The 25,282-nt window shown below is 38.4% G+C and carries 26 protein-coding genes; 1 reads left to right on the top strand and 25 read right to left on the bottom strand.

What is annotated here, in order from left to right:
- Nucleotides 1–106: 106 nt before the first annotated feature.
- The 25 genes from V6670_RS04665 to V6670_RS04545 form a co-directional block, all read right to left on the bottom strand.
- Nucleotides 107–454, bottom strand: a complete 348-nt coding sequence (locus tag V6670_RS04665) for a YlmC/YmxH family sporulation protein (protein ID WP_338652875.1) — start codon at nucleotides 452–454, stop codon at nucleotides 107–109.
- A 23-nt stretch (nucleotides 455–477) separates the two neighbouring features.
- Nucleotides 478–1,251 (bottom strand): RNA polymerase sporulation sigma factor SigG, encoded by a 774-nt coding sequence (sigG, locus tag V6670_RS04660; protein WP_010858342.1) that lies wholly within the window; start codon nucleotides 1,249–1,251, stop codon nucleotides 478–480.
- Between the two features lie 114 nt (nucleotides 1,252–1,365).
- Nucleotides 1,366–2,073 (bottom strand): RNA polymerase sporulation sigma factor SigE, encoded by a 708-nt coding sequence (gene sigE, locus V6670_RS04655; RefSeq protein WP_009373518.1) that lies wholly within the window; start codon nucleotides 2,071–2,073, stop codon nucleotides 1,366–1,368.
- Nucleotides 2,074–2,086: 13 nt separating this feature from the next.
- Nucleotides 2,087–2,920, bottom strand: a complete 834-nt coding sequence (locus V6670_RS04650; RefSeq protein ID WP_036125177.1) for a sigma-E processing peptidase SpoIIGA — start codon at nucleotides 2,918–2,920, stop codon at nucleotides 2,087–2,089.
- A gap of 191 nt (nucleotides 2,921–3,111) precedes the next feature.
- Nucleotides 3,112–4,269 (bottom strand): cell division protein FtsZ, encoded by a 1,158-nt coding sequence (ftsZ, locus tag V6670_RS04645; protein WP_058843469.1) that lies wholly within the window; start codon nucleotides 4,267–4,269, stop codon nucleotides 3,112–3,114.
- 53 nt (nucleotides 4,270–4,322) lie between these two features.
- On the bottom strand, nucleotides 4,323–5,606 hold the full coding sequence (gene ftsA, locus V6670_RS04640) for a cell division protein FtsA (protein ID WP_036125235.1): 1,284 nt from the start codon (nucleotides 5,604–5,606) through the stop codon (nucleotides 4,323–4,325).
- A gap of 95 nt (nucleotides 5,607–5,701) precedes the next feature.
- Complete coding sequence (locus V6670_RS04635) at nucleotides 5,702–6,073, bottom strand: small basic family protein (RefSeq protein ID WP_141903411.1); 372 nt, start codon at nucleotides 6,071–6,073, stop codon at nucleotides 5,702–5,704.
- A 3-nt stretch (nucleotides 6,074–6,076) separates the two neighbouring features.
- Nucleotides 6,077–6,796: a DUF881 domain-containing protein gene (locus V6670_RS04630; protein ID WP_141903410.1), complete on the bottom strand. Its 720-nt coding sequence runs from the start codon at nucleotides 6,794–6,796 to the stop codon at nucleotides 6,077–6,079.
- Between the two features lie 120 nt (nucleotides 6,797–6,916).
- Nucleotides 6,917–7,642 carry a DUF881 domain-containing protein gene (locus tag V6670_RS04625; protein ID WP_036125243.1) on the bottom strand — a complete coding sequence of 242 codons (726 nt, stop codon included), beginning with the start codon at nucleotides 7,640–7,642 and terminating at the stop codon, nucleotides 6,917–6,919.
- Nucleotides 7,623–8,453, bottom strand: coding sequence for a cell division protein FtsQ/DivIB (locus V6670_RS04620; RefSeq protein ID WP_141903409.1), 831 nt, complete (start codon nucleotides 8,451–8,453; stop codon nucleotides 7,623–7,625). Before V6670_RS04620 ends, V6670_RS04625 begins: the two co-directional genes overlap by 20 nt.
- Before the next feature lie 20 nt (nucleotides 8,454–8,473).
- On the bottom strand, nucleotides 8,474–9,553 hold the full coding sequence (gene ftsW, locus V6670_RS04615) for a putative lipid II flippase FtsW (RefSeq protein ID WP_338652862.1): 1,080 nt from the start codon (nucleotides 9,551–9,553) through the stop codon (nucleotides 8,474–8,476).
- Nucleotides 9,554–9,593: 40 nt separating this feature from the next.
- On the bottom strand, nucleotides 9,594–10,943 hold the full coding sequence (gene murD, locus V6670_RS04610; protein WP_338652861.1) for a UDP-N-acetylmuramoyl-L-alanine--D-glutamate ligase: 1,350 nt from the start codon (nucleotides 10,941–10,943) through the stop codon (nucleotides 9,594–9,596).
- Nucleotides 10,943–11,914, bottom strand: coding sequence for a phospho-N-acetylmuramoyl-pentapeptide-transferase (gene mraY / locus V6670_RS04605; protein WP_141903406.1), 972 nt, complete (start codon nucleotides 11,912–11,914; stop codon nucleotides 10,943–10,945). Before mraY ends, murD begins: the two co-directional genes overlap by 1 nt.
- Before the next feature lie 125 nt (nucleotides 11,915–12,039).
- The gene (locus V6670_RS04600; protein WP_141903405.1) at nucleotides 12,040–13,956 is read right to left on the bottom strand and encodes a stage V sporulation protein D; all 1,917 of its coding nucleotides are present in this window, start codon (nucleotides 13,954–13,956) and stop codon (nucleotides 12,040–12,042) included.
- A 57-nt stretch (nucleotides 13,957–14,013) separates the two neighbouring features.
- Complete coding sequence (locus tag V6670_RS04595; protein WP_141903404.1) at nucleotides 14,014–16,236, bottom strand: penicillin-binding protein; 2,223 nt, start codon at nucleotides 16,234–16,236, stop codon at nucleotides 14,014–14,016.
- The gene (locus V6670_RS04590) at nucleotides 16,233–16,604 is read right to left on the bottom strand and encodes a cell division protein FtsL (RefSeq protein WP_141903403.1); all 372 of its coding nucleotides are present in this window, start codon (nucleotides 16,602–16,604) and stop codon (nucleotides 16,233–16,235) included. Before V6670_RS04590 ends, V6670_RS04595 begins: the two co-directional genes overlap by 4 nt.
- A complete protein-coding gene (gene rsmH, locus V6670_RS04585; RefSeq protein ID WP_036125261.1) occupies nucleotides 16,605–17,555 on the bottom strand; it encodes a 16S rRNA (cytosine(1402)-N(4))-methyltransferase RsmH in 951 nt (316 codons plus the stop codon).
- A 61-nt stretch (nucleotides 17,556–17,616) separates the two neighbouring features.
- Nucleotides 17,617–18,048 carry a division/cell wall cluster transcriptional repressor MraZ gene (gene mraZ / locus V6670_RS04580; protein ID WP_036125263.1) on the bottom strand — a complete coding sequence of 144 codons (432 nt, stop codon included), beginning with the start codon at nucleotides 18,046–18,048 and terminating at the stop codon, nucleotides 17,617–17,619.
- 253 nt (nucleotides 18,049–18,301) lie between these two features.
- Entirely contained in the window at nucleotides 18,302–19,918 is a 1,617-nt protein-coding gene (gene bshC / locus V6670_RS04575) for a bacillithiol biosynthesis cysteine-adding enzyme BshC (RefSeq protein WP_338652859.1), read from the bottom strand.
- Between the two features lie 278 nt (nucleotides 19,919–20,196).
- Entirely contained in the window at nucleotides 20,197–20,592 is a 396-nt protein-coding gene (locus V6670_RS04570; protein ID WP_036125267.1) for a DUF3397 domain-containing protein, read from the bottom strand.
- On the bottom strand, nucleotides 20,589–21,491 hold the full coding sequence (locus V6670_RS04565; RefSeq protein ID WP_141903401.1) for a 2-dehydropantoate 2-reductase: 903 nt from the start codon (nucleotides 21,489–21,491) through the stop codon (nucleotides 20,589–20,591). The genes V6670_RS04570 and V6670_RS04565 overlap by 4 nt, the downstream gene beginning before the upstream one ends.
- 213 nt (nucleotides 21,492–21,704) lie before the next feature.
- Nucleotides 21,705–22,082: a transcriptional regulator gene (locus V6670_RS04560; RefSeq protein WP_036125273.1), complete on the bottom strand. Its 378-nt coding sequence runs from the start codon at nucleotides 22,080–22,082 to the stop codon at nucleotides 21,705–21,707.
- A 110-nt stretch (nucleotides 22,083–22,192) separates the two neighbouring features.
- Complete coding sequence (locus V6670_RS04555; RefSeq protein WP_058843463.1) at nucleotides 22,193–22,960, bottom strand: enoyl-CoA hydratase/isomerase family protein; 768 nt, start codon at nucleotides 22,958–22,960, stop codon at nucleotides 22,193–22,195.
- A 163-nt stretch (nucleotides 22,961–23,123) separates the two neighbouring features.
- Nucleotides 23,124–23,297, bottom strand: coding sequence for a 50S ribosomal protein L32 (gene rpmF, locus V6670_RS04550; protein WP_010858320.1), 174 nt, complete (start codon nucleotides 23,295–23,297; stop codon nucleotides 23,124–23,126).
- Between the two features lie 24 nt (nucleotides 23,298–23,321).
- On the bottom strand, nucleotides 23,322–23,855 hold the full coding sequence (locus tag V6670_RS04545) for a YceD family protein (RefSeq protein ID WP_036125282.1): 534 nt from the start codon (nucleotides 23,853–23,855) through the stop codon (nucleotides 23,322–23,324).
- 167 nt (nucleotides 23,856–24,022) lie between these two features.
- Here V6670_RS04545 and V6670_RS04540 point away from each other — a divergent pair, with 167 nt between their 5' ends.
- The gene (locus tag V6670_RS04540; protein ID WP_338652839.1) at nucleotides 24,023–25,234 is read left to right on the top strand and encodes a nucleotidyltransferase; all 1,212 of its coding nucleotides are present in this window, start codon (nucleotides 24,023–24,025) and stop codon (nucleotides 25,232–25,234) included.
- Nucleotides 25,235–25,282 lie beyond the last annotated feature (48 nt).

The following is a 25,282-nucleotide window of genomic DNA, read 5'->3' as shown; positions in this document are numbered from 1 at the left end:
CTTTACAACAATAGTTTCTTTTATTGTAACAAGCAATGCTTGATTTATCAATGAATAGCCTGACCTATGTCAGTTTACATTCACCACAATTTTATTAACATATGCCCTAGGAAAGTGCTTTAACTAAAATAACATCCTTGCCAACAACAAGCACATCTTTCATATACACTTTTCTTACAGACTCTTCCCCTTTAAAAAAACCAAGATATTTACGAGGCTCTGCAATCAAAAATGCTGTCACATAGCCCGTTTCTTTTGAGACTTCAGCATCTATTACAAATCCTATAAATCGCCCATTTCCTGCTTCAATCACTTCTTTTTGCTGTAATAATGAAAAACGCAATGACATACCTCCTCTATTCTTTATTTTTGTACATTCATTTCTATCATCAAACTTAGCTGTTACTTTATATTTATGTATCACTTGTTCATTGAATGAAGATAAAATGCGCATCGAATAATCCGATGCGCATTTTTTTATTTGTAATCTTTTTGCATTGTTTCAATAGCATTTTTTTCAAGACGTGAAATTTGTGCTTGGGAAATCCCCAATTCCTTCGCGATTTCCGTTTGCGTTTCACCAAAATAGAAACGTTTGGCAACAATCATTTGCTGACGTTCATCTAGCTTTTGCAAGCTTTCCTTTACCGACACGTAGGCAACCCATTGATCCTCTGATACATCATCATCACGTAATTGGTCCATCATATAAACAGCGTCTCCACCGTCTGAATAAATGGGCTCCTGTAAAGAAACTGGATCTTGAATGGCATCTAAAGCGAATAAAACATCTTCTTTTTTCATGTCAATCATCTCAGCAATTTCTTCAATCGTTGGTTCACGCAAATTATCGGTTATCCATTGCTCTTTTGCCTGCATTGCCTTATAAGCTATATCTCTTAGAGAGCGCGATACACGCAATGCATGATGATCACGCAGATGGCGACGAATTTCACCAATAATCATTGGTACAGCATATGTCGAAAATCGTACATTATGCTTTAAATCAAAATGATCAATGGCTTTCATGAGCCCAATACAGCCCACTTGAAATAAATCATCTGCCTGTTCACCCCGATAGGCAAATCTACCGACAATACTAAGCACTAACCTTAAATTGCACATGACAAGCTCTTCTCTGATCTCAGTTTCTCCAGCTTGTAAACGGATGAAGAGTTCCTTCATTTCCTCGTGCTTTAAAATTGGCAAAGTCGATGTATCTAAGCCGCAAAGATCTACTTTTGTTCGCATATTCGATTCCTCCGGATGTTATTCTCTGACTAAACCGTGACATCAGTTTGTCCGAGAGAAACAAGAATATGCACAAAAGCTGTGACCAATTTTAGGTAGGTTAAATTTCCCTTTCTACGAAATTGGTTGATTTAAATTTTCACGTAAATCTTGAATAATTTTCTTTTCTAATCGGGAAATATATGATTGCGATATGCCTAAATGATCTGCCACCTCTTTTTGAGTCATTTCAACTTTTCCATTGAGACCAAAACGACATTCCATAATATACCGCTCTCGCGCACCTAATAAATTAATCGCATGGAACATATGCTGACGTTCAATTTTCTTCTCTACATTATCAAGAATAATATGCTCTTCTGTTCCTAAAATATCTGACAGTAATAATTCATTTCCATCTGCATCAGAATTTAGTGGTTCATCTAGTGAAACTTCACCCTTCATACGACTTGTTTTTCGTAAATGCATTAAAATTTCGTTTTCAATGCAACGTGATGCATATGTTGCAAGCTTAATATTTTTATCAGTATTGAACGTTTCAATCGCCTTAATTAAACCAATCGAGCCAATGCTGATTAAATCTTCTATTGGCGTGCCCGTGTTATCAAAACGTCTTGCAATATATACAACAAGACGTAAATTACGTTCAATTAGTGTGTCTCTAGCACGTAAATCACCGTTCATAAAGGATGCAATGACTGTAACTTCTTCTTCTCGACTTAATGGCACTGGCAATGAATCATTTCCCCCTATATAGTACGTTTCACGACTCCGAAACTTACTCCATAATTTTTTCAAGCTAGCAAGTAGCCTAAGAAGCAATAGTTCTCCCCCTCTATGAGTTATTTGAAAGCGCTGAAAAATGTAAAATTGCTGCTGTGCTATGTGGAAAATTTTTAGCTTTCTTGGTTAAAACGATATATTCGTTTGTTTTCACTTGTGAGGGCTCCCCCTTTATATGCCACTCATCAAAACGAAAACCAAGCACTACGGTTTGCTGCTGTACCGTATTAACATGAATAAATCGTATATAACGCTGATAATCTTCTGAAAACATGGATACATTGTACGGATCTGTTTCTTGCCATTCTATTAATGATTGACGGAACGCTGAAGGTAAATGTGGCCGTAAAGCTGTATAGGAAACAAAATGAACCGGCTTTCCTGATAATGGCTCAATAGCTTGATTACCTGTATCCACAAAAGCAGAAAGTGGTATGGTTGCCCCAAAAATTTTTAAAGTTGTATCAAAAACAAATTGACCACTTAAGCGTTCTAGCTTTACAAAACCCCATTGCTTGTAGAATGCAATAAGATTTAAAACGGCAAGTAAAAAGCAAATCATAATAAAGTGGGTAACAGAAAGATTTTTTAAAAAAGGTTGTAGAGCTGTTAATAAACCGCCAATAACGATTGTTGCTGTTAATACAATAGGACCTTGCTTCTGAAAACTTCGAATCTTGAAGTGAAATGCTATACCAATTAGCAATATAAAACTAAGAATCGTCGTCCACAGCATTTGACCGCCAATGACAGCTACAAAACTACTACAAATTGAACTCATTAATAATCTTGAATTCTTCACCAAGACCCCTGTTACTCTTGCCGTAAACGTGAGTATTGCTAGATTAAAAAGCGTATTAATGAGCACCAGCCATTCTCCATACATAACAGCCGCCTCCTACTTACAAAGTTAGCACGTTACTCCCACAAATATTGTCAAACAATCGCATCATTTCCTGAAAATGTTTTGACAAAATACATGGTTTCCTTACACATTTGAACAACATGTTATGCAATATAAAAAGCTCGTACCCTACCTAAGTAGAATACGAGCTTTCAAGAAGATTTATGCTTGTTTTATCCGCGATTTTTGCGGTTACGTAAAAATGCTGGTACTTCAAGCATGTCATCCTGTGCATAATGTTGCTGATTTTGACGTGGCTGCTCTTGTTGAACATGCGTTTCTTGTCGTTGTTCACGAATCGGCGCCTGTTGTTGTGGAGCAGATTGTCTGTTTATGTTGAGTGACGGTTTTGCTGTATTACGTTGTTGCTGTAGTGCTTCTTCTGTGAAGCCAGTCGCAATAACTGTAACAATGATTTCATCTTTAAGATTTTCATTAATAACAGAACCGAAAATCATATTTACTTCTTCATCTGACGCAGAAGCTACGATATCTGCCGCTTCTTGTACTTCAAATAAACTAAGATTTGAACCACCTGTAATGTTCATAAGGACGCCTTTAGCACCATCAATTGACGATTCAAGCAATGGACTTGAAATTGCTTTCTTCGCAGCTTCAGAAGCTCTATTTTCGCCTGTTGCGATACCAATGCCCATTAATGCTGAACCTTTGTTAGACATAATTGTTTTCACGTCAGCAAAGTCTAAGTTAATAAGACCAGGTGTTGCAATTAAGTCTGAAATACCTTGTACACCCTGACGTAAAACATTATCAGCTTCTCTGAAGGCTTCTAACATTGGTGTTGATTTATCTACAATTTGTAAAAGCTTATCGTTCGGAATCACAATCAGTGTATCTACTGATTCCTTCATACCACCAATTCCACCGATTGCTTGTGTTTGGCGCTTACGTCCTTCAAACGTAAATGGGCGTGTGACAACCCCTACTGTAAGGGCTCCCAATTCACGTGCAATTTGTGCAATAACTGGGGCTGCACCAGTACCTGTTCCGCCACCCATACCGGCTGTCACAAATACCATATCTGCTCCACGAAGAACTTCTTCTAGCTGTTCTCTACTCTCTTCAGCAGCTTTTTTTCCTACTTCAGGATTTGCACCTGCACCTAGTCCACGCGTTAATTTAGCACCAATTTGTAGCTTTATTTCCGCTTTGGATAAGTTTAATGCCTGTGCATCTGTGTTCACTGCGATAAAGTCAACGCCTTGTACACCATGTTCTATCATTCGATTGACCGCGTTGTTACCGCCGCCACCAACACCTATGACCTTTATTACTGCAAGTTCATCAACACTTGTATCAAATTCTAACATCTCTTTTTCCTCCCACGGTAACTCGACTCTGTATCATTCATTACGCATTCTAGTTAATCAAAAAACTTATCAAATAATTTTTTTGCTTTCCCGATTACGCTTTCTTTTGGTTCTGAAGGTGTAGAATACTCTTGCTTTTTATTTATAGCTGGTTGAGCCCCTACAGCTGCATATTCAACAGGTTGCGTATTCGTACTCTTACCGTAAAAATCATCTTCTAAATAGGCGTAACGAATAAGTCCAACTGCCGTCGCAAATGAAGGCTCTCTAACGCCAATATAATCGGGTGTATAGATTCTTACACGCGTTTGTAGAATTTGACGTGCCAATTGGGCTATTCCTTCAAGCTTTGCAACGCCACCGGTTAAAACAACGCCACCTGGTAAATCTCGAACACCTAAACGCGCTAACTCATCAATCACTAACTCCAATAATTCTTCTAATCTAGCGCCAATAATTTCTGAAATATAACGCTGACTGTACTGATCAGTTGAATCTGTACCTACAACAGGCACTTCAAAGACTTCATCATCAGATGCATCGTCATAAAAGGCATGTCCAAATTGGTGTTTGATCTGTTCTGCTTGTTCTGTTGGTGTTTTTAAAACGATTGAAATATCTTTCGTTATATGATCACCACCAACTGGTATGACACCCGTATGCGTTAACAAACCCTCTTCAAATACCGTGATTGTTGTAGATCCGCCTCCTAAGTCTATAAAGGCAGTCCCTTGGTTTTTTTCATCTTCAGTTAATGCAAAGTAGCCTGATGCTAATGGCTGCAAATATATTTCTCGTATACTTAAACCAGCTCGTTCGACACAGCGAAGAACGTTGTGTAGAAGCGTTTTGGAAGTCGTTATCATTGTTGCATCCATCTCAAGGCGGATGCCAATCATACCACGAGGATCTTTAATTTCATCAAGGTTGTCTACAATAAACTGTCTTGGAATGATGTTAACTAATTCACGTTCAGGAGGTATCGACATGACTTGTGCAGATTCTACCACTCTGTCTAAATCATCATCTGTAATTTCTCTATTTTCACTATTCACAGCGACAACACCTTTAACTAGCTGTAACATCGTCTGGTTAGCTGGAACGCCTAAAACGACTTCATGAATTTGATAACCTGTCATTCGTTCGGCTTGTTCTACTGCTTTTCGAATAGATTGTACTGTTGCATCAATATCAACAATTGCACCTTTTCGAACGCCATTCGATTTTACATTTCCGACGCCAATTACATGTAATTGCCCGTCACTCATTTCACCTATTAATACCTTGATAGAGGAGGACCCAATATCAAGTGAAATGTATAAATCTTGCTGATTCAATTCGCTGCACCTCCTTGAAAAATGCTCTTATTTTCATTCTATTGTAAATTTGGCATAATGTCTAAGCAAATCGAGTATTTTGGTCAATTTTTCTCTCATTCTATGGAAGTTTTTTTTCTCTTGTGACGTTTTTCATCTAAGCGGGTTAGTAATATACGCCTAATTATTGCTATATTTTGGAATAAACGTACTCCAAAAGCGAAAATGGCTGCTAAATACAAATCAATCCCTAAGTTCACGCCTATAAAGGCTAAACCCGCTGCTAGAACTATATTAAAAAAGAATCCTGATACAAATACTTTATCGTCGTAAACTTGCTGTAATTGCGCGCGAATACCACCAAATAATGTATCTAAAGCTGCTAAAACAGCTATTGACAGATAATTTTCATACATAGAGGGGATTTGTATATTTGTTAACAAGCCAAGGGCAAGTCCAAATAGCAAACCTAAAAATGGTAGCCACATATATTAATCTCCTTTTTTTACCTCTGCTAAATAATCATTTGTCAATGGCTGATCAAATGCTGGAATTTGTAACTGCTCAGTTGGCTCTTCAATCACTAAATTAAAATTATCTAAATAAAATGAGTCTACAAATGTTGAGGCTTGTAGTGAATTATACAATTTTTGTGCTGCTTTATAATTGCTTGTCCCAACATGAATCTCGAAAGTAGGTGAAGACAGTGGTATACTATTCACTGTTGTCTTACCATTTATATCCCGAATGGCTGTTGTTTGTACAACACGGTTGCCATCAATGGAAACACTCGTAGCATCATTTTTAAAAAGCGTATTTAATAACTGAGTTAATAAATCGGGTGAAATTTCTTTAATTTCATACCCCATTTCAATTAATTCTGGTGCAGGTTCAACATGTAGTATGACACCTGACCCCATAACATCTGTTAATCCTGCCTGTAGCTTTAAACGATTTAATGTTTCATTTAAAGCTGCTTGCTGATTTACTTTCTCAGATTGCTCATAGCGATCCACTACTTCATGAAGTGAGCGAATTTCTGCCAGTAATGCGGAATGTCTTTGCTTTTCTTGTGCTAATTCCTCTCTTATTGCCCAAATATCTCGTGTATCTCGCTCAGCTGGTTTTTGTATGGTATTGTATTGTACCGCTATCATCAAACCGATAATAAATAGCACGATCGTTATTCGGGTGTACATATTTCTTTTCAAAATAGCCCCTCCTAGACGTATCGCATGCCCCGCAGAATTCAAATTTGAATTGTAAATACTACAATCGTCTATTTATCTGGAGGCTAAGTTAGACTTTAATAGGAACAATAAAGCTTGTCCTTAACTCTCTACTTTTACTTTTGGCATTGTCAGCTTTTGATTTTCTTCCAATGACACGATAATATTGTCATTTAATAGCTGATCCACCACACCACCATTTAAATTTAAAGAAGCCATTAAAGTTTCTGAATCACCTACTGCTTCTATCACAAATGGCGCTGGGTGCTGTGTCCCATCAATTGTTATCACTGGTCCATTACAGCGAATATAGGAATTAGCCATAACACGTTGTCCATTGATAGCAATGGCTTGAGCACCTGAAATTTTCAGTTCGTTCAACAATTTAAAAACATGGCTTTCATGAACGATATAATCATTTGGATTCAAAGATTTCGGATCATAGTCTCCATCTTGAAGAGTTACACGTATGCCTTTTCCCTCACTTTTTAGTTCACCAAGTAATAAACGTAAATCCTCTGCTTGTTCAACAAGCTTCTTATAGTCCTTTTCATTTGAAGCAAATGATTTTTCATACTTTCGAATCTGTTCTTGTAAATTATTTAGCTCTTCTGTAAGCTCTTTATTGCGTTCTTGTTGAGTGATTAACTCCTCACGATAAGAGTCCTCTTGCTCAAAAAGCTCTGAATTAATAGTGCCTGCTTCCCGATTGTCTTTTGCTTGGTTGTATGAATAGCCTATGATAAATCCTGTTGTTACACAAACAATTAGTAATTCAAATTGTTTTCTAGAAAAAAAACTCCCTTTGCTATTCTTCTTGTTGTTCATCTTCCGTCACTTCCTGGTTAACCATTTCCCCATCTGCATTTGCTTCCAAGTCAATACTTATCTTGTTGTACTCCTCATTAAAAGGACGATAGTATGAACCGACCTCTAAATCAATCACACCTTTTTCTAAGTTGGCAATTTGCGCAACGATCGAGGGGTAGTAATCTAACTTTTCCGCCAGCGTCTGAATCACAGCACGTACTTCATAGCCATCATTCATATAAAGCTTGACCGCATTTGGATTCGCATCATTACTATTCGTGTTAACTTGAGAAATTAAAGCCAAAACTTCCGGCTTTAATTGCGCTAGCTGCTCAACAAGCTTATTAATGGTTTTTTCACCGGTTATCCCGATAAAAACAGGTGCATCAATTGGTGTATCATTACCAGTTTGTTCAAAGCGTTTGCCGTTTTCTAGCAAAGGATAGTAGGTGCCGTCTCCAGCTAAGTACGCAACCTTTTTCCATTCTTTTATTTCAATTGTAACGCCTTGTAGCCAGTTACGTTTAACATGTGCTTCTTTTACCCATTTATCCTTTAATAAAATCTGCTCAACATCCTCCACTTTGAAACCCCACATTGATTTACCTGGAACAAGAGTACTTGTCTCCAAATAATATTCGTCATTCGCTAGCTTAGCACCATGAACTGTGATTTTCTTGATATTGCTATATGGAGATTGAAAATAAAGGAGTACTGCTAACACAATAAAGAAAAGTAATATTAGCACTATAAATTTCCGGTTAGTACGCTTTTTTCGTCGCTTTTTAAGCGTAGGTATGCGATCTTCTATATCGATTACTTTCTCCAAAAAGTACTCCTCCTTTATATTTATTTCGCTAATTGATAAATAATACCTATTATTAACCACATTGTTACTAAAGATGTACCTCCGTAGCTAATAAAGGGCAATGTAACACCCGTTACTGGCACTAAACCTATTACGACAGCTATATTTAGAAATGCTTGCACCATCAACATCGTAACAAGCCCGATAATCGCATAATAGGATGTTCGATTTTTAGCCTGTACAGCAAATTTATAGCCTGCATAAATTGTCAGTACAAAGAGCGCTAAAATGACAAGGCCACCAATTAATCCGATTTCTTCTAAAATAATCGCGTAAATAAAATCATTTTGCGGTTCAGGTAAATAAAGGAATTTTTGACGACTTTGACCAAAACCATGACCGAATATCCCTGCTGGACCAATTGCCATTAAGGATTGCACTGCTTGGAATCCACTTACTAAGGGATCTGCCCATGGATCAAGAAATGCTTCTATACGCTTTAGACGATACGGTGCTGTCGCAATGAGCCCTACCAATCCAGCAGCGCCAACTAGCATAATCATGGCGTACAGTTTTAGAGGATAGCCAGCGACAAAAAATAATAAAAACACAGAGACAACAAGAATAAATACTGAGCCGAAATCAGGCTGCAACATAATAAGGGCAACGGGTAGTAGAAGAATCGCCCCATGGCGCCAATTAACAATCGGTTTTCCTGTTTTATGTTGCGCTAATATATGACTCAAGTACACAATGACTGTAATTTTCGTTAGCTCTGCTGGCTGAATTGTTAATGGACCTAAACCAATCCAGCTTTGCGAGCCATTTCTCACAAGCCCAATACCTGGAATTAGTACGAGAACAAGTAAAATTAACGAAAATATATAGGCCATTTTCCAAAAGGACTGCTCTCTCAAAATATTTAATCGAATCGTGATTAAAAATACGACAATGGCTACCACAAAGTATATGCTTTGCTTCATATAAAACGGCATTTTTCCACTATAATGAACGGCACTCCAGTAGGTACCTGCAGAATAGACGAAAACAATGCCGATTATTGATAGCATCAAAGTTGTGACGAGCAATAAGTAACTTTCTTTACCTCTCAGTAATGCCATCCTTCCAAGTCAAGTATATTCTAAAATAGTTACAGGCTCATTACAGCTTCATTACAGCATCAATAAAAACATCTCCGCGTATTTCAAAGCTGTCATATTGATCCCAGCTTGCACATGCTGGAGATAGTAAGATAATATCTCCCTCTGCCGACATCGGTGCTGCATAGTGTACAGCGTCTTCTACATTTTGGGCAATGACTGTCTGTTGGACACCACACGACTTTGCAAATTCTACAAAGCGTAAGCCTGTTTCTCCAAATGCAACAACACCTTTTACATGATGCATACAAGGGCGAAGTTCTTCAAAAGAATGTCCACGATCTAAGCCACCTGCGAGTAAAATAATAGGTGCTTGGAAAGCATCTAAAGCACTCTTTGTTGCTAAGCAGTTGGTTGCCTTGGAATCATTGTAAATCTTTCGACCATTCCATTCGCGAACGAATTGAGTACGGTGACGAACTCCACCAAAAGTCGCTAACACCTCTTCCATCTTCGCCTTGTCACAGCCAACTAAAATACAAGCTGCAACGGCTGCTAGGATGTTTTCTAAATTATGCTTGCCAGGCAGGGCGATATGAGCGCGCTCCATATATGGCTCACCTTGCCAATAAATCGTTGTCTCATCTGCACTAATGCCGCTTGTAGTACGTCCCTTTGAACTGAATGGAACTTTTTGAGCATTCGATTGTGCTGCATATCCAACAACAATCGGTTGATCCGCATTATAAATAAAATAATCACTATCATCTTGATTACGTGTCACACTAAATTTTGCTCCAGCATAATTGTCAAATGTCCCATGATAATCAAGATGTGCATCATAAAGATTTGTTAAAATAGCAATTTTAGGCTTAAACGTTTTTATTCCCATCAATTGGAATGAAGACAATTCAGTTACAATGATGTCATCTTTATTAGCTTCTTTTGCGACACCACAGGCTACTGTCCCAATATTTCCTGCAATTAGAGGATTTTTATTCCCACTATTTAACATATCAAAAATTAAAGTTGTCGTTGTGGTTTTGCCATTTGATCCTGTTATACCAATAAATGGCGCATCGCTAATTAAATAAGCAAGCTCAATCTCTGTCCAGACAGGTATTTCACGATGAAGGGCATCAGCCACAATTCGATTGCTATAAGGTATCCCAGGATTTTTGACTACTAATTCAAAGCCTTCATCTAGTAAATCTTCAGGATGACGACCACAAATCACTGTAATCCCCTTTTGTAATAAACCTTGTGCATCTGGACTTTCATCAAATGGTTTGGAATCATTGACGGTTACAAAGGCGCCAAGCTCATGTAAAATTTCAGCAGCGGCTACACCACTCTTTGCTAGACCTAACACAAGTACTTTTTTATGTTGTAAATCTGTATAGTTTTTCATTAGAACGCCTCCGATAAAACTGCAATCAATGCTACTGCTAGAGCAGTTGACCAGAAGACAAGCACGACTTTCCATTCTGACCAACCTGATAATTCAAAGTGATGGTGGATAGGACTCATTTTAAAAATACGCTTTTTGCGAAGCTTAAAGCTACCTACCTGTAAAATAACGGATAATGTTTCGATAACAAACACTAAACCAACTAGCAAAAGCAAGAATTCTTCCTTTACTAGCACAGATACCATCGCTAATGCCCCACCTAATGCTAACGAACCCGTATCTCCCATAAATACCTTGGCAGGATTGGCATTAAATAATAAAAATCCTAATAAAGCACCTGTTACAGCAAATGTAAATAGTGCAATATCCGCTTGATTTTGGAAGAGCGCAATAACGCCAAATGCTGCAAAGGCAATTGAAGCAGTGCCTGCCACTAGCCCGTCTAAACCATCCGTCAAATTTACGGCATTGGAGAAGCCTACTAGCCAGAAAATTAAAAAGGCTACATAGAATACCCCAAGATCTATTGTCCACTCAGTAAACGGAATAGCGAGCGTTGTATCAAATGATCCTACATACAGCAGGAAATAAGCAAGAATAGCAATAACAATTTGACCAATCAACTTCTGAAGAGAAGTTAAACCTAAATTTCTTTTAAATACAACTTTTAAACCATCATCCAATAAACCTATTAAACCAAACCCTGCTAATACTAATAAAAGTACTACGGTTTGTGTCGTTAATAAATCTAAAAAGCTTCCTACACCAACAGTTGTAAGGAGGATAGATATTAAAAAAATGATTCCTCCCATTGTTGGTGTACCAGCTTTTTTCATATGTGATTTTGGTCCCTCTTCACGAATACTTTGCCCAAACTTTAGACGACGAAGAAGTGGAATACTAATTGGTGCCAGGATAACTGTTACTATAAAAGCAAGAGCTAAAATGGTAAGTGTTGTTGCGAGTTTCATTGAAAAATCTCCTTTAAATCTTGTTTCACTTTCTTCTTTAAGAAAAAAGCATAAACTTTCATTTATTTATTACTACCCTTCATAATAATAGTGGTTCTTTCCCATTTTTTAAAGGTAAAGTTATTTTAGTTCTCCAAATATAAATGAATGGTACCATCTTGTTTGATAACACTATCCACTTCAGGTAATTGGTTACCAATTTTGGTCCCTTCCCCATGCCATTCTATACGGAATGGATAAAATTGCTTGGCAATATCATCTTTTGTTTGACCAATAAAATTCGGTACCTTCACAGTAATTGGATCACCATAACGATAATCCTTTTCAAGCTGTTCCTTCGATTTTTCAATACCTACAAAAGGTGCAACATCCTCAATAATTTGCCCAACAATCGGTGCTGCTACAACACCGCCAAACTGTGTTGTCTTTTTCGGATTGTCAACAGCTACATAGACGACAATTTGCGGATTGTCTGCAGGCGCAAAGCCTATAAATGATACGATGTATTCTCCACTTTTATAACGACCATTTTCAACCTTTTGTGCGGTTCCTGTTTTACCGCCAATTCGTAAGCCATCACGAAAGGCTTGTCGACCTGAACCATTCGCCACTACCGATTCTAATGCACCTCGTACTTTGGCAGATGTCTCCTCACGAATCACCTGATTTTTAACAACTGGCTCCGTCTCTTGTATAACTTCCCCTGTATTCGGATTAAATACCTTTTTCACAACATATGGCGTATAGAGCTTGCCTCCATTGATTGCAGCAGCTACTGCCTGCACTTGTTGAATAGGTGTCACGGCTACCCCTTGCCCAAATGAAGTGGTGGCCTGCTCAACAGGTCCAAAGGCTTCCTTAGAAAATAAAATCCCTGAAGCTTCACCAGCAATATTAGATCCTGTCTTTTGACCAAAACCAAAATCTTTAATATATTGCAACAACCGCTCATTACCTAACCGCTGTCCTAATTCTATAAAGCCTGGGTTACAGGAGTTTTCAACTACCTCTAAAAATGTTTCATGCCCATGCCCCTCACGCTTCCAACAGCGAAGCCTTGCACCAGCAACCATTGTATAGCCTGGGTCATAAAAAGTATCATGTTCTAAATCCACTAAATTTTCTTCCAAGGCTGCACTCAAGGTAATAATTTTAAAAGTTGAACCAGGCTCGTATGTCATCCATACAGGTAAATTTCGATTATAAATCGCAGGCTCTACTAATTGATATTCAGCTGGATGGAAAGTCGGATAGGAGGCTAATGCCAAAATTTCACCATTATTTGGATTCATAGCAATAGCCAATGCTTGGTCAGCTTCATAGCGCTTCATAGCTTGTGACAATTCACGCTCAACGACCTGCTGGACATCGACATCGATGGTTAACTCAATCGTTGCACCATCCTCTCCCGCTTTCCATGCACTCGAAACATTTGGTAAATTATTACCTTTTGCATCTGTAAAGAGGCGAATCGCAGAAGAATTAGCCTGCAATAATTTATCATATTCATATTCAATCCCAGCTAAGCCTTGAGCATCATAGCCAGTAAAGCCTAAAAATCGAGATAAGAGTGTGCCGTAAGGATAATCCCTAGAATAGTCCACACCACTGTATAATCCTTCAATTTGCATACCTTGTAATTCCACCGCTTTTTCATAGGGTATATTTTTCCCTTCCGGCGCTAACTTCACTAAATAGGCTTTTTTCTGCATTTTCTCTAGTAGCTTCTCTTTGTCTACTTCCAGAACTTGCGCAATTTTTTCTGCAGCCCCTTCAATATCCTTACTTTGTGAAGGCATGAAATACAAGGTTGGAGCTAGCTTATTAGTTACGATGCTTTCACCATCTCGATCTGTAATATGCCCACGTTCATTTGCAAATGGAATTTCTCGGTCCCAATTCTCCTCTGCCTTCGTTGTCAGTTCTTTTTGATCTAATACTTGCAAAAAGAACAGTCTCACAATAATTGCCACAGCCACACACATAAACAACACATATAAAATACGTAAACGCTTTTTAGAATGGATAGAAATCCACTTCATTCGACATCACACCTTGTTTTTTACAACGTATGAAATAAAGTGGACTTCTATTCAGTATTATTCATCCTCTATTTCTTCAACTTCACCCTCAGCGGGGGCTTCAACATCTTGCACAAAGCGTTCTGCAGGTGTTTTGAGCTTGACAACAATCGGTGAGCTATCAGTGATGATAGTTCCTGCGGATACACTTTGACTCGCTACAAAGCCTTCACCGAAAATTTCCATCTCTAGCCCTGTCATGGATTTGAAAACAAGTAAATTGCGTAATGACCAATTCGTAAAGTCTGGCAATGTTATTTCGCCATCTGTCTTCAAAAATATAAAACTACCTTTTACGAGTTTTTGAGTGTTCGTTGGATATTGTTCAATAATTTTACCACCAGCACCAACAATGATTGGCTGTAAACCATCATTCGCTAATTCTACCTCCACCGCTTCAGCACTTTGACCTGTATAATCTTGTATACTAACTTTATTGACATGCTGTACATCTTCTGGATTGATGTTAAGATGCTTTAAGCTATTTAACATAACCGGGTTAAATACTTTTGACACTGGTACAGATCCAAGCTCGTTGCTCAACTTAGGTTTTTTCACTGAGACATAGACAATTAGTTGTGGATCGTCTACAGGAGCCAAGCCTAAGAATGAATAGAGGTATTGGTTTGAAAGATATCCACCACTAGCTTTTGGAATTTGGGCAGTACCTGTTTTCCCAGCAACTTCATAATCCTCCAGTATAAAATCCTTCGCCGTACCTTTATCTGAGGTTAACGTTGAAGCAAGGATTTCTCGTACTTGTTTCGCTGTATCAGCTTTAATTGGTTGTCCTTTTTCCACAGGCTCGTGCTTTTGAATAACTTTTCCAGTTGATGAGTCGACAATACGATCAATAACATATGGTTGCATCATTTTTCCATCATTCGCAATTGCTGTCATCGCTTGGATTAACTGAATAGGCGTTACTGTAGAACCTTGACCGTAAGTTGTTGTCACTCGTTGAATAGGATACTTCGATAAAATAGTACCTGCCGCTTCATTCGGTAAATCAATACCTGTTTTATGACCAAAACCAAAGCGGTCCAGATATTCAATAAAGACATCATCACCAATCTTCGTTAATAAATGGGCCATACCCGTATTGGCAGATCGTTGGAACCCTTCTAAATAAGTAATTGGTCCCCAACCATATCTATTGTGATCTCGGATCGTACGGTCAAATACCGTATATGATCCTGACATAAACCATTCATTCGGTGTCCATTTTCCTGTATCAATAGCCGAAGCAAGCGTGAATGTTTTCATCGTTGATCCAGGCTCAATTGTCTCCTCAATCACCTCATTCAACCACTTCATATTTTGACTTTCACGTGTTTCAGGGTTGAACGTAGGACGCTGAGACATCGCTAAAATTTTCCCTGTTTTCGGATCTGCTACGACCGCTGTCATAGATTCAGGATTATATTCCTGTTCAACCTTTGTCATTGCTTCCTCTAAAAAGCTTTGGATTGTTTTATCGAGCGTTAAATAAATATCATTCCCGTTTTTGGCAGGTGTCACCATTTTCTCGCTATTTGGAAGTAAGTAATGGAATGCATCCGTCTCATATTTAATCTTGCCATTGACGCCTGTTAGCTCTTTATCGTACGTATACTCTAGGCCCATTTCTCCCTTTGTTGTAACTGTTCCATCTTCATTATCCTTTTTCAGTGCATAGCCTATTAAATGGGAGGCAAATACACCATTTGGATAATAACGTTTTAAGTCACTGACAAACAGGATTCCTGGTAATTTTTCATCCTTTATTTTACTCATGACTTCGTGACTAATGCCTCGGCCAGCGCTGCCAAACTCAACTTGGTATAAAGGCTCGCCATCACTTCTATATCGATTGTTCAGTTTTTTAACAATCTCTTCTTCATTGTCCTTCATTGCTGGAATATACTTAGCCAAAACCTCGGCCGTTTTTTCAGAATCTACTACATGTCTTGGTTTCTTAGGATCTGTCGTAGCCTTTTCGCTTACAATGGCAATTATGCGGTAACTTAATGTATCTTCCGCAATTACTTGCCCATTTTGATCATAAATCTTCCCACGATTTGCTGTAAGTACACTTTCCTTACCATACTTCGCTGCGGCTCTCGCTGCAAGCTCATGTCCTTTGACTTCCCCTGTCGCCTGAATCGTCACCATTCTTGTGAATAATAGAAAAAAGAGCCCTCCATAAAAAATTAATAATAGAAAGGCTCCCCATTGGAATCGAAATCTCTTTTTTTTCATTCTCCCGGCACTACCTTTACATTTTTCTCATTTTGAGTTAAACCGAGTTCTTTCGCTTTTTTCCATATGATTTCGTATGTAGAAAGTTCACTCACACGAACCGTCAAGTCAACATTCTGTTTCGCAATCTCTTCTGCTTCTGATTCAATGTTTTGAATGTCTATACTTGTTGTTTGAATAGCTGCTTGTTTATTTAACACTATTACTCCTAAAACTATAATAATGCCAACTAAAGCAAGTAGCATTGTCTTTTCAAACTTCTGGTTCGGTTTTTTACGACGTATGATAGTGGGTTGTGGACTAGGTGGTGTTATCGGTTGTTGCACTTGTTGATGTTGGTGCTGTTGCCTTACACGAACTGCTGCCATTTACTCACGCCCTTTGTCGTTAATTTTCTCCACCACTCTAAGCTTCGCTGAACGTGCACGATTATTGACTGCCAATTCTTCATCAGAAGGAATAATTGGCTTTCGTGTAATAAGCTTTAAAGTTGGCTTCATGTCATCAGGAATTACAGGTAAGTTTGGTGGTAATTCCGGTAATGATGACGCTTCCTTAAAGATTGTCTTACATAGGCGGTCCTCCAATGAATGGAACGTAATGACACTAATGCGCCCCCCTACGTTAATCATATCAATCGCATCGACTAATGAATCCTCTGCTGCGCCTAGCTCATCATTGACAGCAATTCGTATTGCTTGGAAAATGCGCTTTGCTGGATGTCCACCTTTTCGGCGTGCCGCTGCTGGAATACCCTCTTTAATTAATTCTACAAGGTGACCAGTTGTTTCAATTGGAGCTACTTTACGAGCTTCTTCGATTTTACGAGCCACTTGCTTTGAAAACTTTTCTTCCCCATAACGGAAAAATATCCGAACGAGATCTTCATATGCCCAATGATTGACAACATCAAATGCTGTCAGCGTTGCTGTTTGATCCATACGCATATCAAGTGGTGCATCATGGTGATAGCTAAAGCCTCGTTCAGGTGTATCTAATTGTGGAGAAGATACGCCTAAGTCATACAAAATGCCGTCAACCTGCTCGAAACCATGAGCTACTAGTTCCTCTTTTAAATAACGGAAATTCGAATGAATAAATGTAACACGCTCAATATAGGGCGCTAATCGAATTTTCGCATTTTCAATGGCCGTCGTATCTTGGTCAAAGCAAATCAAACGACCTTTATCTGATAATTGTTGTACTAAATATTCACTGTGACCTGCACCACCTAGCGTACAGTCCACATATACACCATCAGGATCGATGTTCAACCCATCAACAGTTTCTTTTAATAACACGGTTGTATGATCGAACATACCACACGCTCCTTTCAGGCCTTAACCTCATACAACTATCGCGTTGTAATACCTATAAAAGTTAAAAATCAAAGCCAATCATATTTTCTGCAATTTCATTAAAAGATTGTTCAGACTCACTAAAGTAAGCCTCCCAAGCATCTTTCGCCCAAATCTCAATTCGATTTGAAACCCCTAACACCACACACTCTTTTACAAGATGTGCATGTTGCATAAGAGTAGTTGGGATATTGATACGCCCCTGCTTGTCTATTTCTACCTCTGTTGCTCCAGAAAAGAAAAACCTTGCAAATGCTCGGGTATCTTTTTTGGTCATTGGTAAACCTTTTAATTTTTCTTCGAGTTTTCGCCATTCATTCATAGGATAGCCAAATAGACAGTTATCGAGACCTCTTGTGACAACAAACGTTTCGCCTAAAGCTTCACGAAATTTTGCCGGTACGATTATTCGCCCTTTTGCATCAACGGAGTGTTGATATTCTCCCATGAACATACTACTCACCCCACTTTATTAAATAATGTACCACATCCCCCCACTTTCCTCCACTTTTTTTAAAAAAAACTTGACATTTTATCACTTAATATGCAATTTGGCCTTTAGGATTTTTTTTGATATATGCTAAAGGACATAAGAAAAGAGCTACCCTTAGTAGGATAGCTCTTTATATACTATTTTCCTCGACATTATTCACCAAATCCATATGGAGGTAAACGAACAATTAGGTAAAAAGAACTTATTTCATTATTTATAAATAGAGTAAATAGTGGTGCTTACCAATGCTGTAATTTTGTTTCAGCATTTCGTTAATTAGCATAGGTCCAAACTCATTGAAATATTGGTATGGATTATAGGTTCTTTCTTGGAAACCATCATTTGGATACAATTCATTTTGTAGTGTCATAAATTTACGAATCGTTGCTTCATGCTTGCTTAGTACAGTTTGTTCAATTTTTTGCTGTAGATAATCAAATTGCTTCGCATGATTTTCTTGGTTTTTCACAAGGATCTTCTCTAAATGCACATGTTGTTTTTCTAAATAGGAAGCTAACTCCTCATATTTTTCTGTTAGCATCTGCTGCATAGCTTGAATTTGTCGTTTTGCTTCACTGTCCTGTACCTCTGCAATAAAGCGTTCTTTTAATTGCAATGCTTTGCCTTCCCATACATCCGTCACAGTTAGTTGATGCTCGCGTAGCAACTGCTCTGCGTGACGCGTAACAATTGTGATATGAAGACGAGGCGCAAAAATCGGCATTTGTAAATCTAATGCTGAAAATGCATTTTTCAATGTTGCCCAATAAGCCAATTCACCTGGGCCACCAACAAATGCCAACACAGGCAGTGTCATCTCCTGCATTAACGGACGAGTCACTACATTATTACTTAAACGTTCAGGATGATTATCAGCGATTGCCAATAGCTCCTCCTGTGTAAATTTGAGATTTGCCGCTAAATTAACAAATAGCTCATTTTTTCTTTCTAAAAGATGACGTTCTCCATCCTCTACATAAAATAAATTGGCTGCTTCATATGTCGCCAAAATAGGCTTACCATAACCAGCACGCTCCAGCTCCTCTTCCTGTTCCGTTACTATTCTAGCAATGTCTTCGTTGTAGTGGATGATTTGCGCAAAATATTTGCTTTCAAATTGACGGAATTGGAAGTTGGCTGCATCAATTAACAGTAGACCTTCCTCTTTGAATAATTGATTCATCAAATAGGCAAAAAAGTCTGTAAATGTTTTACTTTCGTTCAGCGCGTCCACTAGTTGCTTCATTAACGCTTCTGTATACTCTGTCTCACCAATATCCCGAACAATGGTATTAATCAATTGCGTCATCAACTCTTTATTTAGAGCAGTTGCAGAAGCCATTGTTTTACGTCTAGAGCGCTCACTATACGCTCGCTTTTTCAGTAATTCTCCATGTACCGTATAGGTGTGATTAATCTCTTCTAAGTCGTGATCCTCCCCAGCTATCCAAAAAACAGGAATGACAGGCTGTTGAAGCTTAGCACTTTGCTCTTTCGCTAATGCTATCACTGAAATAGCTTTATGAACGGAGTAAAGAGGGCCAGTTAAGATACCTGCTTGTTGTCCACCGACTACCACCACAGCTCCTTGCTCTAGTTGTTCTAAATGTTCATTCGCCTTGTTAGAAAGCCCAAGCGGCTCCATAAATTGACGAATGATGGCTGTTAATTCTTTTTGGTCTTGAGCATGTTGTGCTAAATGCTTCGCTCTTTCCTCAAAAGCTTGATCATTATACTCATACTCAAAAAATTGATGAATGGCGGTATTTGGCGACCAGTAATCTGCTAGCACATGATTTTTTATAGGTACTTGGATAGACTCCAGTTTCATTTAACATAAACTCCTCTACTCACTAAATCATTTTCTTACTCCATAATGAGAAATTAATTCCATTCATACTATGCACATGATGTCTTAAATGTTTTTAGCCCATCTTCTATCTTTCATCATTACATAAGCTAGCAACAGCACAAGATGACTAAACTATGCTTATAGCACTAAGATCTATGAATTTAATCAAAATTCCCATTCATAAAGAATGATTTTTTTATAACTAATTTTGATGCTATTATTTTAACGCTTATAGCTTCAACATGAAAAGAAAATGCTTAGACAACCTGTAAATATTCTACAATGGATTGAATAACCCCCACTATCCAGATCACTACATAGGCTGTACTAAGTATTAAAAATAAAAAACGCCAAATTTTCTTTAGTAACGGCTTTACTTCTATTTCCTTTTTAGTTCTCCAATCAATATATGTAAAAATCATAGCCATCATTATCGCAAGCATGACTAAAAGTGCTCCCACATTCACACGCCACAGCACCCCAATAGCTAATGGAACAGAAAAAAACAAGCACAATGTCGTCACATCAGATGCTGCTCCAAAAGCATGTGTGCCGCGAATTTTAACCTTTCTGCCAACAAGATAAACAATGACAAAAAGAACAATTGGACAAAAAATGATGATACTAATCAGTATATGTAAAAAGTCTTTCAACTTCGTTCACCGCTCTCCTCTATTGCAAGTACTTGGTGATATAAAGTACGCAAAGTAGGTAAATTATGACCGTTAGCCAAAGCTTTGTTTAGAATGACACCAACAATTGTTTCAATTTCACTTTTTCGACCCTGTAGACGATCTGTAAGCATAGATGATGTATTCTTGGCCGTTTTCCTACATAAGTCTACCACATCAGCAAAAGGTATAGTCTGTTCAATAGCTTCAAAAGCTTCTGTAAGCTCTTTATAAATAGTTTCCATAAGTAAAAACGCCTGTTGATTCGTTACCAACTCACCGTTCTTCACTTGCAATACAGCTGATAATGGATTAATTAAGCTATTTAGCACTGCTTTTTCAAAAAGCATTTGCTCAGCATTACGAACCAGCTCAACAGGAAACAAAGAATTTTGTAATTGTAATAGCTTTTGAAAGATCCGTTGATCCCCTCTTTCTACCGCGAGTTTACAGTGTCCCACTCCTCTATGTTGAACTGTTGCTTGCCCCATCATTTGAGCACCAAAAGAAATTGAACAAAAGGCAATATTTTTTTGTGGTAAGGTTAGTGCCTCCTCGAAATGCGCTAAGCCGTTTTGCATAAAAAGCAATGGCATATCACTCGATAATGCAGCAAATTGTTTGTAGAGCTTTTGCAAATGACCATATTTAACAGCAATCACAAGTAAATCTTGTGGTGGTAGAGTGGCCAAATCTGTAGTAGAAACAACATTTTGCACAGTTTTGGTACCATCAACATTGATACGTGTTAACCGCTTTGTATTTAGCTCATTGACCTGTTCCTGCCTCCTTGCAACCAACGTTACTGACATACCCGATTCCGCTAAAAAGCTCGCTGTTAGTTGACCTACCGCTCCTGCACCAATTACCGCTACGTCCATCTTCTCCACCCCTCCTTCGTTTGAATATTTTCGGCACAAAAAAACAATTGCTAAACCAAAATAAAACTATAAGAATAAGGTGCCTCAGATTACTTCTAAGGCACCTTCTATGCAGGTTCTTTTATTATACAGGATAGACCGATTGTTGACGATACACTGAAAGGGTTTTATCGCCAGGAAAGAAAAATAATGTAGTTCACCATACTTAGAACTTTAATCTTTCATCAATGAGTAGCCCTGTTGTAGCCATTTCACTAACTTATCATGTTCATTTTGCAATTCACGATGCTTCATCTCAAGAGTTTGATAAGCCTCCGTTAATTCGTCAAAACTTGTCAATGCCAATTTCAAGTGACTTCGCATAGATTGTTGGGGCTGATTTCGAACAGCTAATAGTGACTGACTATATTGACCACGCAATGTTTTATTCCAGCGGAAGCCACAAGCTTGCTTTGTACGACCCAATTCTACAGCCGCCATTTCAAAGGCTTCTAGCTGTGTTTTGCCATTTTGCACATTATGCAACACAATTTCTGCTAGTCTTTCATCGTCTTCCTTTGTCCATTGATCTTTTCTTTTTTTCAATTCCATAATCTATCACCCTCGCATTTTTTACTACTATATGCACAAGTGGGCAAAATAGAATCATTGCATGAAAAAAGACAGTGATTATGTTTCCCTCTCATCACTGCCTTTATACATTACTTATTATTCTTCTTGGTCAAGAAATTATTAACTGCTTGGTGATGCGCTTCACTTTCCCACAGCTTCGCGCAAGTACGAACTTCCTCCATCACACGCTCATACATATTGCGTTCACGCCACTTCCGAAGTTCAATTTCCTTATAGGCTTTATGAACAGCAGGGTGAATTTTTCGCATATGTTCAATAAAATCATTTAAAGCCTCTTCTTTTGAGCCTTCAAATACACGCATCGCCCATCCAATTTCATATAGTAGCTGTGCAGGATACGGCTTTGCATCTACTAGCATCTTCATCGCGCGATCATGGCGTAAACCTCGTTCAAATAAATATGTACCGCCACCCCATCCACTTGTAATGGCTAATGTACCTTGAATAAAGCCACATTTCGCGTGACTTGCCACTAAACGGAAATCACAAGCTGTTGCAATTTCACAGCCGCCGCCAACAGCAGTACCATTTATAAGCGCTATAGTGGGCACAGGTAACGTAGCAAGATCGTATAATATTTTCCCCATCTTACTTAACATACCAAATGCCTCATCCTCTGTTTCCAGTGAATGAAACTCAGATAAATCCCCCCCTGAGCAAAATGATTTATCGCCTGCACCTGTCACTACCAAAAAACGCACATCTTCATGCTGACGAATATATGTAATGACTTCTTGAAGACCATTCATAACCTCATCATTGACAGCATTCCGCTTCTCTTCACGGTTAATGGTAAATGTCATAATGCCATCATGATTATCAATTGTGTAAGACATACTGTTACCCCCTTTATTCTTGTGAATAAATTGTATCACACAATTATTTTACTATTGTAAAGAACTTCATAATCAACGAAATATTCCGTCTTTTCAAGCTGACAAAAAGGCTAGTAAAGAGCCATGGTCTCTCTACTAGCCTTTTAAGTGAGCAAACACTGTATTATTTGCTTACTACTTCTTTACCTTTGTATTGTCCGCAAGCTTTGCAAACACGGTGTGATAATTTTGCCTCACCACAGTTAGGGCAAGCTACCATACCAGGTACAGATAATTTGAAATGCGTACGACGCTTTCTTTTTGCAGTTTTAGAAGTTCTTCTAAATGGTACAGCCATTGATGGCACCTCCTTACAGATCGTCTATTCGTCTGTTTGATCAAAATACTTAGCTAAAGAAGCTAGTCTTGGATCCACTTTTTGTTCGTCAGCTTTTTTGTGTAGCTTTACGTCTTCATCTGTTGCATAAGACCAGTTTTTACCGCCCTGCACTTGTCCTTCAGAATCTTCCTTGAACACTTGCATTGGTACCTCAAGCAATACTAATTCCTCGAGAATTGGTTTCATGTCGATGACTTCACCTTCTATATAGTGAATGTCTCCGTCATCGTCTCCTCGTTTATCTTCATCAATCCAGCTAAAAATTTCAACTGTTTCGACTTCAATTGGAAACTCAACATCCTCCCACGTGCGAGCACATGGCAGTGTTAACGTTGCTGTCACAGTTAACTGACATGTCATTTGCGATGCACCAAAAGTACATAGCCCTTTTACATGAACGGGCGAAATTGCTCGAATATCCTGGTTTCGCTCCATCACTTCGTCCAGCTGGACAAAGGCATCGATTGGCATCCCGTTTTGGCGGTATTTAGATAATTGATGAATTGACCATTTCATTCGTTTAATCACCTCGAGACAACAATGTTGATTATATAATGTGTAAAAATAGATGTCAAGATAATTTCTTGTCACCACTTAAAAACCCACTTATAATTAAATACTATGAGAAGTGTATTTGCTCCTAACAGTTTCAAATAATGACACAAATTATAAGGGGGAAAAGCATGCAAGCAGTTGGAATTGTCGTTGAATATAATCCTTTTCACAACGGACATGCTTATCATTTAAAACAGGCTAAAAAAGTAGCACAGGCGGAACTTGTTATCGCTGTTATGAGCGGCACATTTTTACAACGTGGAGAGCCAGCCATGGTAGATAAATGGACACGTACTAAAATGGCGCTTGCTGGTGGTGTAGATATTGTTATTGAGCTGCCCTACGTCTATAGTACAGCACCAGCCACAGATTTCGCAAAAGGTGCCATTTCCTTATTAAGCGCCGTTGGCTGTGACTCATTTGCCTTCGGAAGTGAAGACGGCTCGATTCAACCCTTTTTAAACACATATGAGTTGATAGACCACAACCGTGCAGAATATGACATGCTTATTAAAGACAGCCTTAAAACAGGTGCAAGCTATCCGAAAAGCCTACATTTTGCCTATGAACAGCTTTCTCAGAAGTTCCCTGCTCCATACATTGATCTCGCACAGCCAAATAATATACTAGGCTTTCATTATCTTGAAGCAGCGAAATCACTTAACAGTCACATCAAACCCTTAACTATTTCTCGCGTAGCGGCAGGATACCATGATGCATTAAAGGAAGACACATCGATTGCAAGTGCCACTGGTATACGTAAAGCACTTGCGTCTACAAATTCTTTACAGAGTGTGCAAAATGTTGTTCCTGAGACTACTTATAGCTATTTAACAGACTGGCATAAACAGTATAGTCAATTTGCAAGCTGGGAAGCATTTTGGCCGTTATTACAGTTTACCATCATCAGACACACGCCTTCAGAACTGACTCGTTATGCAGAAGTAACAGAGGGAATTGAAAATGCTATTGTGAAAGCAGCCAAAACTAGCTCCTCCTTCAATAGCTTTATGGAAAAAATTAAATCTAAACGTTATACATGGACCCGCCTTCAACGCATGATAACACATATATACACCGGGTTTACAAAAGAGCAGCTTCAAAGTTTCGAAGCACCCTCTTATATTCGGCTATTAGGTATGAGCTCGGTGGGGCAAGCTTATTTAGGTAAGCAAAAAAAGGATATCCAAATACCTTTAATTAGCCGAGTGGCAGCTACCAATGATGCAATGTTAGCAATAGATATACATGCAGCAGAGCTATACAATTTAAGTATCGAACAAGGCACAAAAGATTGGACTCTTCCCAAAGATTATCAAACACCGCCTATCCGTTGTTAACGGCTATCAAAAGGGATGCTAGTAAAATTTTAGCATCCCTTTTTCACC

This window comes from Lysinibacillus sp. Y5S-8, from assembly GCF_036894365.1.
In the GTDB taxonomy this organism is placed as follows: domain Bacteria; phylum Bacillota; class Bacilli; order Bacillales_A; family Planococcaceae; genus Lysinibacillus; species Lysinibacillus fusiformis_D.
This window is presented reverse-complemented; position numbering and strand designations above follow the sequence as displayed.

Bases quoted from the DNA above. Each gene is read 5' to 3' on its own strand.
- V6670_RS04650 (WP_036125177.1), bottom strand. From the start codon at position 2,920: ATGTATGGAGAATGGCTGGTGCTCATTAATACGCTTTTTAATCTAGCA.
- V6670_RS04595 (WP_141903404.1), bottom strand. From the start codon at position 16,236: ATGAAAAAAAAGAGATTTCGATTCCAATGGGGAGCCTTTCTATTATTA.
- V6670_RS04560 (WP_036125273.1), bottom strand. From the start codon at position 22,082: ATGGAATTGAAAAAAAGAAAAGATCAATGGACAAAGGAAGACGATGAA.
- sigG (WP_010858342.1), bottom strand. From the start codon at position 1,251: ATGCGAACAAAAGTAGATCTTTGCGGCTTAGATACATCGACTTTGCCA.
- V6670_RS04665 (WP_338652875.1), bottom strand. From the start codon at position 454: ATGCGCATTTTATCTTCATTCAATGAACAAGTGATACATAAATATAAA.
- bshC (WP_338652859.1), bottom strand. From the start codon at position 19,918: ATGAAACTGGAGTCTATCCAAGTACCTATAAAAAATCATGTGCTAGCA.
- V6670_RS04590 (WP_141903403.1), bottom strand. From the start codon at position 16,604: ATGGCAGCAGTTCGTGTAAGGCAACAGCACCAACATCAACAAGTGCAA.
- ftsW (WP_338652862.1), bottom strand. From the start codon at position 9,553: ATGGCATTACTGAGAGGTAAAGAAAGTTACTTATTGCTCGTCACAACT.
- mraZ (WP_036125263.1), bottom strand. From the start codon at position 18,048: ATGTTCATGGGAGAATATCAACACTCCGTTGATGCAAAAGGGCGAATA.
- rpmF (WP_010858320.1), bottom strand. From the start codon at position 23,297: ATGGCTGTACCATTTAGAAGAACTTCTAAAACTGCAAAAAGAAAGCGT.
- ftsZ (WP_058843469.1), bottom strand. From the start codon at position 4,269: ATGTTAGAATTTGATACAAGTGTTGATGAACTTGCAGTAATAAAGGTC.
- rsmH (WP_036125261.1), bottom strand. From the start codon at position 17,555: ATGTTCGATCATACAACCGTGTTATTAAAAGAAACTGTTGATGGGTTG.
- mraY (WP_141903406.1), bottom strand. From the start codon at position 11,914: ATGAAACTCGCAACAACACTTACCATTTTAGCTCTTGCTTTTATAGTA.
- V6670_RS04545 (WP_036125282.1), bottom strand. From the start codon at position 23,855: ATGAAATGGTCAATTCATCAATTATCTAAATACCGCCAAAACGGGATG.
- V6670_RS04625 (WP_036125243.1), bottom strand. From the start codon at position 7,642: ATGAACAACAAGAAGAATAGCAAAGGGAGTTTTTTTTCTAGAAAACAA.
- V6670_RS04555 (WP_058843463.1), bottom strand. From the start codon at position 22,960: ATGTCTTACACAATTGATAATCATGATGGCATTATGACATTTACCATT.
- V6670_RS04600 (WP_141903405.1), bottom strand. From the start codon at position 13,956: ATGAAGTGGATTTCTATCCATTCTAAAAAGCGTTTACGTATTTTATAT.
- V6670_RS04540 (WP_338652839.1), top strand. From the start codon at position 24,023: ATGCAAGCAGTTGGAATTGTCGTTGAATATAATCCTTTTCACAACGGA.
- V6670_RS04635 (WP_141903411.1), bottom strand. From the start codon at position 6,073: ATGTGGCTACCATTTTTAGGTTTGCTATTTGGACTTGCCCTTGGCTTG.
- murD (WP_338652861.1), bottom strand. From the start codon at position 10,943: ATGAAAAACTATACAGATTTACAACATAAAAAAGTACTTGTGTTAGGT.
- V6670_RS04565 (WP_141903401.1), bottom strand. From the start codon at position 21,491: ATGGACGTAGCGGTAATTGGTGCAGGAGCGGTAGGTCAACTAACAGCG.